Origin of the sequence: Aeromicrobium duanguangcaii, from assembly GCF_024508295.1 — a bacterium.
Taxonomy (GTDB): Bacteria; Actinomycetota; Actinomycetes; order Propionibacteriales; family Nocardioidaceae; genus Aeromicrobium; species Aeromicrobium duanguangcaii.
The window spans coordinates 799,245-809,810 of sequence record NZ_CP101990.1; the positions used below are offsets into that span (position 1 = coordinate 799,245).

Consider the following 10,566-nt stretch of genomic DNA (forward strand, 5'->3'; position numbering starts at 1 on the left):
ATCCCGGGGGCGTCGATCGTTCAGCGGACTCAGCGCAGGTCGAACCGGTCCAGGTCCATGACCTTGGTCCAGGCGGCGACGAAGTCCTTGACGAACTTCTCCTTCGCGTCGGCGCTGGCGTAGACCTCGGCCACCGCGCGCAGCTCGGAGTTCGAGCCGAACACCAGGTCGGCGCGGGTGCCGGACCAGCGGCCGTCCTTCGTGGCGAAGCGCGTGCTCGACTCGTCCGTCGCGGTCCACTCGGTGTCGATGTCGAGCAGGTTGACGAAGAAGTCGTTCGTCAGGGCGCCGACCCGGTCGGTGAGGACACCGAGGTTCGAGCCGTCGTAGTTCGCGCCCAGGACGCGCAGGCCGCCGACCAGGACGGTCGTCTCCGGAGCCGTCAGGGTCAGCAGGTTGGCGCGGTCGATCAGCTCGTACTCCGCCGGCATGCCGCCCTTGCCCTCGTAGTTGCGGAACCCGTCGTGACGCGGCTCCAGGTACGAGAACGACTCGACGTCGGTCTGCTCGGCGCTGGCGTCGACACGGCCGACCGAGACGGGCACCGTGATCTCGACGCCGCCGTCACGGGCGGCCTTCTCGATCGCGGCCGCACCGGCGATGGCGATGACGTCGGCCAGCGAGACGGCCTTGTCGTAGCCGTCCGCGACCCCCTGCAGGACCGAGATGACCTTGGCCAGCTGCGCCGGGTTGTTGACCGACCAGCCGTTCTGCGGGGCCAGCCGGATGCGGGCACCGTTGAGGCCGCCGCGCTTGTCGCTGCCACGGAAGGACGACGCAGCCGCCCACGCCGTGGAGACGAGCTCGGAGACGGTCAGGCCGGTCTCGAGGACCTTGGCCTTGAGCGCGGCGACGTCGGCGTCGCCGATGACCTCGCCCTCCCACGCCGGCAGCGGGTCCTGCCAGAGCAGGTCCTCCTGCGGCGCCTCGGGACCGAGGTAGCGCGCCTTCGGACCCATGTCGCGGTGCGTCAGCTTGAACCAGGCGCGCGCGAACGCGTCGGTGAACGCCTGCGGGTCGTTCTTGAAGCGCAGCGCGATCTCGCGGTAGGCCGGGTCCTCGCGCAGGGCGATGTCCGACGTCAGCATGCGAGGCTCGCGACGACCGTCGCCGAACGCCTCGGGAACCATGTCACCGCCCGCGCCGTTGATCGGACGCCACTGGTGCGCGCCGGCCGGCGAGGTGAAGAGCTCCCACTCGTAGGCGAACAGGATGTGGAAGAACTCGTTGTCCCAGCGGGTCGGGTGGTAGGTCCAGGTGACCTCCAGGCCCGACGTGATCGTGTCGGGGCCGTGGCCCGTGCCGTGGGTGTTCTTCCAGCCCAGGCCCATCTGCTCGATGGGCGCGCCCTCGGGCTCGGGCTGCAGGTGGTCGGCCTCGGCGGCGCCGTGCGTCTTGCCGAAGGTGTGTCCACCGCCGATGAGCGCGACGGTCTCCTCGTCGTTCATCGCCATGCGGCCGAACGTCTCGCGGATGTCGCGCGCCGAGGCGAGCGGGTCGGGGTGACCGGCCGGGCCCTCGGGGTTGACGTAGATCAGGCCCATCTGGACGGCGGCCAGCGGGTTCTCGAGGTCGCGGTCGCCCTCGTAGCGGTGCTCGTCGCCCAGCCACTCGGTCTCGGCGCCCCAGTAGACGTCGGCGTCGGCCTCCCACACGTCCTCGCGACCGCCGGCGAAGCCGAAGGTCGGGAAGCCCATGGTCTCGAGGGACACGTTGCCCGCGAGGATCATCAGGTCGGCCCAGCTGATCTTCTTGCCGTACTTCTGCTTGACCGGCCACAGCAGGCGGCGGGCCTTGTCGAGGTTGACGTTGTCCGGCCAGGAGTTGAGCGGGGCGAACCGCTGCTGGCCGGCGCCCGCGCCGCCGCGGCCGTCGGTCACGCGGTACGTGCCGGCGCTGTGCCACGCCATGCGGATCATGAGGGGGCCGTAGTTGCCGAAGTCGGCCGGCCACCAGTCCTTGGAGTCGGTCAGGACGGCGGCGATGTCGGCCTTGAGCGCGTCCAGGTCGAGCGCGGAGAACTCCTCGCGGTAGTCGAAGTCGTCGTCCATCGGGTTCCGGGCCGGGGAGTTCTTGGCCAGGATCTGCAGGTTCAGACGCTCGGGCCACCACTTGCGGTTGGCGTCACCGGCCGTCGGCTTCGGCAGCTGGTTGTGGACGACGGGGCACTTGCCCTTGGCCTCGTCCGGGTCGTTGACCTCGGCGAGGATCGCGTCGGGGTGGTTCTGGTCAGACATGCAGTGTCCTTTCGATGGGTTCGGGGGTCGCAGGTGAGCAGGAGGGGCACAGGCCCCAGAAGACGACCTCGGCCTCGTCGATGACGAAGCCGTGGTCCTGGCCGGGGGTCAGGCACGGTGCCGCGCCGATCGTGCAGTCGACGTCGACGATGCGGCTGCACGACCGGCACACCAGGTGATGGTGGTTGTCGCCCGTGCGGGTCTCGTACCGCGCTGTCGAGCCGGCCGGCTCGATGCAGCGCACGACGCCGGCGTCGGTCAGGGCGTGCAGCGAGTCGTACACGGCCTGGTGGGACAGGTCCGGGATCGTCTCGCGGGCACGGTCGATGATCGCCGCGGTGTCGGAGTGCGGGTGGGCCGTGACCGCGTGCAGGACGGCGGTCCGTTGGCGGGTGACCCGCAACCCGGCGGCGCGCAGCGCCTGCTCGAGGTCGGGGGAGTGGGGCATGACGCCCACCCTACCCTTTTCTTGAATCAATCAAGAAAGCGGGGTCGGCCCGGCGAGCCCATCCGTGGTTTGCTGGAAGCCCGCCACCGTGAGGAGATCACCCATGCCGCTGACCGGAGAGCACGAACCCAGCACGTCCGAGTGGGCGCGCACCCAGGCCGAGACGTACGAGGCCACGGGAGGCCGCGAGGCCAACCTGCTCAAGGGGGTGCCGATCATCGTGCTGACGAGCGTGGGCTCCAAGTCCGGCAAGCTGCGCAAGACCGCGCTGATGCGCGTCGAACACGACGGCGACTACGCCGTCGTCGCGTCCAAGGGCGGCGCCCCCGACCACCCGGCCTGGTACTGGAACCTGGTGAAGAACCCGCACGTCGAGCTGCAGGACGGCGAGGTCAAGCGCGACTACCGCGCCCGCCAGCTCGAGGGCGACGAGTACGCCACGTGGTGGGAGCGCTCCGTGGCCGTGTGGCCGGACTACGCCGAGTACCAGAAGAAGACCGACCGTCAGATCCCCGTCTTCGTGCTGGAGCCGATCGCCTGAGGGTGCCGGTGACAGGACTTGAACCTGCACGCCCGTGAGGACACCAGGACCTAAACCTGGCGCGTCTACCGTTCCGCCACACCGGCAACGGGCATGAGTCTAGGCTCGCCGGCGCTCAGGCAGCGTCGAGGCCCAGATCGCGACGCAGCTTGGCGACGTGGCCCGTGGCCTTGACGTTGTACTGCGCCAGTTCGACCTTGCCCTCGGCGTCGATCACGAACGTCGAGCGGATGACGCCCTGGACGACCTTGCCGTAGAGCTTCTTCTCGCCGAAGGCGCCGTAGGCCGTCAGGACCGACTTGTCGGGGTCCGAGAGCAGCGTGATCGTGAGGCCGTCGCGCTCGCGGAACTTCGCCAGCTTCTCGGGCTGGTCGGGGCTGATGCCGAGCACGGTCAGGCCCTCGGCCTGCAGCCGGTCGATCGAGTCGCTGAAGTCGCACGCCTGCTTCGTGCACCCCGGAGTCATCGCCGCGGGGTAGAAGTAGACGATCACGCGCTGGCCCCGAAGGTCCGAGAGCGTGACCTCGTTCCCGTCGTCGGTCGGGAGGGTGAAGTCGGGAGCCGTGTCGCCGGGCTGCAGTCGGGTCGTCATGGGCACTATCCTGACAAGGCACCCCGCACCGATCGAGAGGACTCCCGTGGCACGAGGACATGCCGAACCCGTCCAGGCGTCTCCCGACGAGATCGTCGACGAGCTGGAAGTGCTCCTGAGTCGGCTCAGCGACAACGTCGACGAGCTGGTCGATCGCGTCAAGCCCGCCAACGTCGTCAAGCGACAGGTCGAGCGCGTGAAGGAGTACTTCGTCGACGAGGAGACCGGCCCGCGCTTCGAGCACATCGTGCCCGTCGTCGTCGGCACCGTCGCCACGATCGCCGGACTCGCGGTGCTGCGTCGACTCCTGAACTGATGGACGCCAAGCTCCCGATCCGGATGCTGCACGACCGGCTCCTCGTGTCCTTGGACACCGAGGCCGGCGACCGACGCTCGTCCGGAGGCATCGTCATCCCGGCCACCGCGGCCCTGGGCCGGCGGTTGGCCTGGGCTCGGGTCCAGGCCGTCGGGTCCCAGGTCCGCGCCGTCGAGGTGGGCGACCGCGTCCTGTTCGACCCCGAGGACCGCGCCGAGGTCGAGGTCCGGGGCGAGAGCTTCATCCTGCTGCGCGAACGCGACCTGCACGCCGTCGCGTCGGAGCGCATCGACGAGGGCCAGACCGGCCTCTATCTGTGATGAGCGGCGACCGGCTCCCCTTCCGCCGGTTGCGCCTGCCACGTCCTGAGGTCACGATCCGCGAGCGGTTGGGCCGGGTCCGCGAGAACTGGCGCCTGCTGTTGCGACTGGCCGTCGCCACCGGCGGCGCGTTCACGATCGCGACGTACCTGCTCGGCCATGCTCAGGCGTTCTTCGCCCCCATCGCCGCCGTCATCACGATGATGGGCGGGGCGGGGCGCCGCCAGCGCGTCGTCTTCGAGCTGGTGCTGGGCGTGGCCTTCGGGGTGCTGGTCGCCGAGCTGCTCATCCTGCTCATCGGCCGCGGTGGCTGGCAGATGGCCCTGGTCGCGTCCCTGACGGCGATCGTCGCGATGCTGTTCAACCTGCGCGGCATGGCGCTGACGCAAGCGATCAACTCCGGGGTGCTGCTGGCGGCCATTGTGCCGGTGGCGGGTCACGCCACCCCCGCCGTCACGCGCTTCACCGACGCGTTGATCGGGGGCATGTGCGGCTTCGTGATGATGCTGGTCCTGCCGCGCAACACCAAGCGCGACATCGACGCGAGCCTGCAGCAGCTGCTGAGGGGCCTGGCGGACGTCCTCGACAAGATCGCGCAGGCCATGCGCACGGACGACGCCGCCCTGGCGGACGCCGCCCTGACCGAGGCCCGCGACACGCAGCCGATCATCGAGTCCCTGTACTCCACGGCGGCCAACGTCAGCGAGATCGCGCGGCTGGCGCCGCTGCGCTGGAGCCAGCGGGCCGACATCGAGCGCTACGCCGGCAGCGTCGACGACCTCGACAACGCGATGCGCGACGCACGGGTGCTGGCCCGGCGGGTGGCGGCCATGCTGCGCCACGACGAGAAGGTGCCCACGGGGTTGACGGACGCCGTCGAGATCCTCATCCACGCCGTGCAGATCTACGGCGACGAGTTCGCCTCGGCCGTCGACCTCGCCCGGGCCAACGACCGCCTCGTCGAGGCGTCGGACCTGGCCATGCGCGCCCTGCCGGGACGACTCACGGTGAACACCGCATCGGTGGCCGCGCAGGTGCGGTCCCTGGCAGCCGATCTGCTGATGGCCGGGGGAGTGCCCCGCACCGCACTCGACGACATCCTGGACGTGGACTGATGGAACCTCGACATCTGCTGGCCCAGCTGCGCAAACGGCTGGCCGACCTGGCGCGCGACGGCGAATCCGACGCATCCTCAGAATCCGAGGACGAGACCTCGACAGAGGACGACTGAGTCCCCTAGGGTCGTTCTCAGCACTTCGATCGAAGTGACGTGTCACACACACAGGAGGTGAGCCCCATGACGAACAAGAACGCCTTCCCGTTCGCCCCCGGGCACGCCTCCGTCGTGATGTTGACCTAGTCGATTCTGTCGACCTGTATCACCAGCCGCTTCGGACGCTCGTCCGAGGCGGTTTCTCTTTGTGTCCACCCACCCGACGAATCAGAAAGGAGGCGCGTCATGACCACGACATTCCCCCACTTCACCCTCATGCCCGCGAACACCACACTTCCGACTCCAGTCCCGAATTCCGGGACCGCACACACGGAAGCGATCACGGGAGAGGGGGTGATCTCCATGTCATTGTTCGATTACGGGAACCGGCCGCAGTCGCGCGCCGACCTCGATCGTCTCGTCATCCTGGAGCGGCTGAAGCAGCGCCGCCGGGCCGAGCGGCACATGCGCGCGGTGCACAGCCAGCTGTGGGGCCTGCGCGCCAACCGATGAGGCGCATCAACGGCACGAGGCGCGTACCGAGACCCAGGTCTCGATACGCGCCTCGTGTGCGTTCGGCTCAGCGGCCCTGCAACGCCTCGGCGTAGGCCAGGATCCGCTGGGCGTCACGGATGTGCAGCTCCTCGATCATCTTGCCGTTGAAGGTGGCGACGCCCTTCTTCTGCGCGGCGGCCTCGTCGAAGGCCGCGATCATGCCCCGGGCGCGCTCGATGTCGGCCTCGCTCGGGGCGAACGCCTCGTTGGCCGGATCGACCTGCGACGGGTGGATCAGCGTCTTGCCGTCGAAGCCCATCTCACGGCCCTGGCGGGCCTCGGCCACGAAGCCCTCGGCGTCCTTGACGTCGTTGTAGACGCCGTCGATGACGACCTTGCCGGCGGCGCGGACGGCCAGCAGCGTCCACGACAGGGCGGTCAGCACGAGCGGGTTGCGGCCCGGCACGTGCAGGCCGTACGTCTCGTTGACGATGTCGTTGGTGCCCATGACGATCACGGTCAGCCGCTCGTGCGCGGCCGCGATCTCCTCGGCGTGCAGCAGGGCCTTCGGGGTCTCGATCATGGCCCACAGCTGCGTGCTCTCGGGGGCGCCGGCGGCCTCCATGGCGGCGACCAGGTCCAGGACCTGCTGCGCCGACTCGACCTTGGGCACGAGGATGGCGTCCGGGCCGGCCTTGGCGGCCGCGGCGACGTCGTCGTCGTGCCACTGGGTGCCGATCGAGTTGACCCGGATGGCCAGCTCGCGGTGGCCGTACTCGCCCGAGGTGACGGCGGCGCACACGTTGGCGCGGCCGGTCTCCTTGGCGTCGGGCGACACCGAGTCCTCGAGGTCGAGGATCAGCGCGTCGGCGTCGATGCTCTTGGCCTTCTCCAGCGCGCGCTCGTTGGCGCCGGGCATGTAGAGGACGGAGCGGCGGGGGCGGATCTCAGTCATCGTGGGCTCCTCAGAGGTCGTAGGCCGCGGCCAGGTCGGGGTCGCGCTCGGCGAGGGACTTGGCCAGGTCGAGCATGACGAGGCACTGCTTGCAGGAGGCGTCGTCCTCCATCTTGCCGTCGATCATCACCGCGCCCGAGCCGTCGCCCATGGCCTCGACGACGCGCTTGGCGTGCGCGACGTCCTCGGGGCTGGGGGAGAAGACCTTCTTGGCGATGTCGATCTGGACCGGGTGCAGGCTCCAGGCGCCGACGCAACCGAGCAGGAACGCGTTGCGGAACTGGTCCTCGCAGGCGACGACGTCCTTGATGTCACCGAACGGTCCGTAGAACGGCAGGATGTCGTTCATCGCGCAGGCGTCGACCATGCGCGCGATCGTGTAGTGCCACAGGTCCTGCTGGTAGGTCGCGCGACCGGTGGTCAGGTCCTCGCCCGTGGGGTCCTGGCGGACGATGTAGCCGGGGTGACCGCCGCCGACGCGGGTGGTCTTCATGCGGCGGCTGGCGGCGAGGTCGGCCGGGCCGAGGCTGATGCCCTGCATGCGCGGGCTGGCCGCGGCGATCTCCTCGACGTTGGCGACGCCCTCGGCGGTCTCGAGGATCGCGTGCACGAGGATCTGGCGGTCGAGGCCGGCGCGGGCCTCGAGCTGGGCCAGCAGGCGGTCGACGTAGTGGATGTCCTGGGCGCCCTCGACCTTCGGCACCATGATGACGTCGAGCTTGTCGCCGATCTCGGTGACGAGCGTGACGATGTCGTCGAGCACCCACGGCGAGTCGAGGCTGTTGACGCGGGTCCACAGCTGCGTGTCGCCGAAGTCGGTGGCCTTGGCAATGTCGATCAGGCCCTGACGCGCGGCCTCCTTCTTCTCGGTCTTCACCGCATCCTCGAGGTTGCCCAGGATGATGTCGACCTTCTTCGCGATGTCCGGCACCTTGGCCGCCATCTTCTCGTTGCTCGGGTCGAAGAAGTGGATCATCCGGCTCGGGCGGAACGGCACGTCGGAGCTGGGCTTCGGGGCGCCGACGGCGAGCGGACGCAGGAAGGCACGGGGATTGCGCACGGGAACTCTCTTCCGTGGGAGTCAGGGTCGGGGCCAGTATGGCGCGCCGTGCGCGCGAGAGCGCGGCGGGTCCGGCTGGCGGAGCTCGCGATCCGCGACTCAGAGGATCTCGTCGAGCCTCTCGAGCGGGCGGGCCAGCCGGGTGCCCTTCGCGGTGACGACGAACGGTCGCTCGACCAGGACCGGGTGCTCGACCATGGCGGCCAGCAGCTCGTCGTCGGTGGCGTCGGCCAGGCCCAGCTCGGTGTAGAGCTTCTCGCGCTTGCGCACCGCCCGGCCGGGAGTCAGGCCGGCGGCGTCGAACAGCTCGCGCAGCTGCGCCTCGGTCCAGCCCTCGTCGACGTACTTCACGACCGCCGGCTCGATCCCGGCGTCGCGCAGGCGGTCCAGCGCCTTGCGGGAGGTCGTGCAGCGGGGATGGTGATAGATCGTCGCGTCCACGCGCCCCACGGTACTCACCACGAGCGGGGCAGGACGGCGACCGGATCGCCCGGCCCGATCCCCCCGCGCGGTACGATCGCCACGACGTCGGCGCCGGCCAGCGCGGTCAGCAGATGGGGGCGGCTCCTGCCGACGGGCACGAGACCCGCGGCGGTGTGGCGCGCCGGCACGAGGGTCGTGTCGGCTCGTCCGTCGAATGCCTCGTTGGCCACGGCCCATACCGGCTCGACCGAGGTGGCGCCCGTGAATCCCTCGACCAGAGCCGGGACGAACGACAGCGCGGTGAGCATCGCGGCGAGGGGGTTGCCCGGCAGGGCGAGCCACGGCCGCCCGTCCGGCAGGACCGCCAGGGAGACGGGGTGGCCGGGACGCATGTCCACGCCGCGGAACCGCACGTCGACGTCCGCTCGCTCCCACGCTCCGTCGATCGGATCGGCGGTCGAGTGGCCGGTGCCGCCCGCGGTGATCACGAGATCGGCGTCGCCGGCCGCGACCTTCGCCGCCAGGGCGCGTGGATCGTCGCGCACGTGGTCGAGCCGCGCGACCTTGGCCCCGAGAGCGCTCAGCATCGGCGGCAGCATCGGCGTCATGACGTCGCGGACGTGCCCGGGCTGGGGCAGGCCGGAGGGCACCAGCTCGTCACCTGTGACGACCAGGTGGACCAGGGGCGCACGGCGCACGTCGACCCGGTCGTGACCGGTCATCGCCAGCACCCCGAGCCGGGCCGGGGTCAGCAGTCGGCCGGCCGGGACGAGGACGTCACCCTCCTGCGCCTCCTCGCCGGCGGGACGCACGTGGCGGCCGGGCGGAGGACGTTCAGCGTGCAGGACATCGCCGGACACCCGACCCCACTCGGACGGCACGACGGCGTCGGTCCCGTCCGGCGGAACGGCGCCCGTGACGATGGGCCGCGCCCGGCCGGGGGAGAGCGGGTCGTCACCGGAGTCGAGGTGCCACGGCGCGGGGCCGCAGACCGCCCAGCCGTCCATCGCCGACGTCGCGGCACGGGGGATCGGGCCGAGCGCCCGCAGGTCCTCGGTCGCGACGGCGCCCACCGCCCCCGCGAGCGTCACCGAGATGATCTCGCCCCGGGGCAGGGACGCCCGGGCCAGGTCGCGGGCCTCGGACCACGACGGATCGGTCACCCGAAGTCCTCGGCGGCGCGCTCGGCGCGCTCGACGAGTGAGTCCATGCCGGCCGCGTCGGCGTCGGCCAGACCCGCGGCGTAGCCCACCAAGAAGGTGGTCAGCGGCGCTGCGGGCCGGACGACCGCGTGCGCGGCGGTGCCGGCGAGGTCGAGCAGGACCTCGGGGTCGGCGTCCGGCTCGACACCCAACGCGGTGCACAGATCGCGCCACCAGCGTTGCAGGATCTCGTCATCGTTCGACATCGGCGTACTCCTCCAGGTCGTCGGGGGTGTCGAGGTCGGCGGTGGCCTCGGCGGTGAGGGGGACGTCCAGCGGGTCGAGTGCTCCGATGACCGCCTTCAGCGGGGCATCGGCGGTGTCGGTCGCGGCCAGGGCGCGCGCCAGGTCACCGGCGCGAACACGACTGCACGCCCATTGTCGACGTCCGTCGGGGTCGACGGCGACTCGAGCGCCGGACCCGGCCGTCAGCGCATCCACGACCAGGTCCGGCCGCAGTAGGTCGCCGGCGAGGATCAGGACCTCGTCGTCGTCCGCGGGCTGCAGCGCGGCCATCCCCGCGGCCACCGCGTGGAGGGGCCCGGCGAAGGGCGGGTCCTCACGGATCCAGAGCACCTCGCGGTCCAGCTCGAGATCACGGCGCGGGCCCACGATCACCACCCGGCCGGTGTCGGGCACGGCCGCGACCACGCCCTCGAGGACGGTCCTGCCGCCGACGCGCACCATGAGCTTGTCGCGTCCGCCCAGCCGGCTCGCCCGCCCTCCGGCCAGCAACAGTGCATGGAACGGGGCCATGGGGCTCA

The 10,566-nt window shown here is 70.6% G+C and carries 14 protein-coding genes and 1 tRNA gene; 5 read left to right on the forward strand and 10 right to left on the reverse strand.

The features are described from left to right. Positions 1-29 precede the first annotated feature (29 nt). Both katG and NP095_RS04065 read right to left on the reverse strand, forming a co-directional pair. Entirely contained in the window at positions 30-2,237 is a 2,208-nt protein-coding gene (gene katG, locus NP095_RS04060; RefSeq protein WP_232417250.1) for a catalase/peroxidase HPI, read from the reverse strand. Continuing rightward, positions 2,230-2,685, reverse strand: coding sequence for a Fur family transcriptional regulator (locus tag NP095_RS04065; RefSeq protein WP_232417249.1), 456 nt, complete (start codon positions 2,683-2,685; stop codon positions 2,230-2,232). Before NP095_RS04065 ends, katG begins: the two co-directional genes overlap by 8 nt. 103 nt (positions 2,686-2,788) lie before the next feature. On the opposite strand from NP095_RS04065, the gene NP095_RS04070 reads away from it, so the two are divergent. After that, the gene (locus NP095_RS04070) at positions 2,789-3,226 is read left to right on the forward strand and encodes a nitroreductase family deazaflavin-dependent oxidoreductase (protein ID WP_232417248.1); all 438 of its coding nucleotides are present in this window, start codon (positions 2,789-2,791) and stop codon (positions 3,224-3,226) included. A gap of 3 nt (positions 3,227-3,229) precedes the next feature. On the opposite strand, the gene NP095_RS04075 is transcribed toward NP095_RS04070, so the two are convergent. Together NP095_RS04075 and bcp are read right to left on the reverse strand one after the other, a co-directional pair. Further along, a tRNA-Leu gene (locus NP095_RS04075) sits at positions 3,230-3,312 on the reverse strand. Positions 3,313-3,341: 29 nt separating this feature from the next. Beyond that, the gene (gene bcp, locus NP095_RS04080; RefSeq protein WP_232417247.1) at positions 3,342-3,818 is read right to left on the reverse strand and encodes a thioredoxin-dependent thiol peroxidase; all 477 of its coding nucleotides are present in this window, start codon (positions 3,816-3,818) and stop codon (positions 3,342-3,344) included. Between the two features lie 46 nt (positions 3,819-3,864). On the opposite strand from bcp, the gene NP095_RS04085 reads away from it, so the two are divergent. From NP095_RS04085 to NP095_RS04100, 4 genes are all read left to right on the forward strand, one after another. Next, positions 3,865-4,134, forward strand: coding sequence for a DUF3618 domain-containing protein (locus NP095_RS04085; protein WP_232417246.1), 270 nt, complete (start codon positions 3,865-3,867; stop codon positions 4,132-4,134). Then, the gene (locus NP095_RS04090) at positions 4,134-4,454 is read left to right on the forward strand and encodes a GroES family chaperonin (protein ID WP_232417245.1); all 321 of its coding nucleotides are present in this window, start codon (positions 4,134-4,136) and stop codon (positions 4,452-4,454) included. The genes NP095_RS04085 and NP095_RS04090 overlap by 1 nt, the downstream gene beginning before the upstream one ends. After that, complete coding sequence (locus tag NP095_RS04095) at positions 4,454-5,569, forward strand: FUSC family protein (RefSeq protein ID WP_232417244.1); 1,116 nt, start codon at positions 4,454-4,456, stop codon at positions 5,567-5,569. The genes NP095_RS04090 and NP095_RS04095 overlap by 1 nt, the downstream gene beginning before the upstream one ends. A gap of 461 nt (positions 5,570-6,030) precedes the next feature. Beyond that, positions 6,031-6,180, forward strand: coding sequence for a hypothetical protein (locus NP095_RS04100; protein ID WP_154595564.1), 150 nt, complete (start codon positions 6,031-6,033; stop codon positions 6,178-6,180). A 67-nt stretch (positions 6,181-6,247) separates the two neighbouring features. On the opposite strand, the gene NP095_RS04105 is transcribed toward NP095_RS04100, so the two are convergent. From NP095_RS04105 to mobA, 6 genes are all read right to left on the reverse strand, one after another. Further along, positions 6,248-7,117: an HpcH/HpaI aldolase/citrate lyase family protein gene (locus NP095_RS04105; protein ID WP_232417243.1), complete on the reverse strand. Its 870-nt coding sequence runs from the start codon at positions 7,115-7,117 to the stop codon at positions 6,248-6,250. A gap of 10 nt (positions 7,118-7,127) precedes the next feature. Further along, a complete protein-coding gene (locus tag NP095_RS04110) occupies positions 7,128-8,177 on the reverse strand; it encodes an HpcH/HpaI aldolase/citrate lyase family protein (protein WP_232417242.1) in 1,050 nt (349 codons plus the stop codon). A 99-nt stretch (positions 8,178-8,276) separates the two neighbouring features. Then, positions 8,277-8,618 carry an arsenate reductase (glutaredoxin) gene (gene arsC / locus NP095_RS04115; RefSeq protein ID WP_232417241.1) on the reverse strand — a complete coding sequence of 114 codons (342 nt, stop codon included), beginning with the start codon at positions 8,616-8,618 and terminating at the stop codon, positions 8,277-8,279. 14 nt (positions 8,619-8,632) lie between these two features. Then, on the reverse strand, positions 8,633-9,763 hold the full coding sequence (locus NP095_RS04120; RefSeq protein WP_232417240.1) for a molybdopterin molybdotransferase MoeA: 1,131 nt from the start codon (positions 9,761-9,763) through the stop codon (positions 8,633-8,635). Further along, complete coding sequence (locus NP095_RS04125; protein ID WP_232417239.1) at positions 9,760-10,008, reverse strand: DUF6457 domain-containing protein; 249 nt, start codon at positions 10,006-10,008, stop codon at positions 9,760-9,762. The genes NP095_RS04120 and NP095_RS04125 overlap by 4 nt, the downstream gene beginning before the upstream one ends. After that, a complete protein-coding gene (gene mobA / locus NP095_RS04130) occupies positions 9,995-10,558 on the reverse strand; it encodes a molybdenum cofactor guanylyltransferase (RefSeq protein ID WP_232417238.1) in 564 nt (187 codons plus the stop codon). The genes NP095_RS04125 and mobA overlap by 14 nt, the downstream gene beginning before the upstream one ends. Positions 10,559-10,566: the final 8 nt, after the last annotated feature.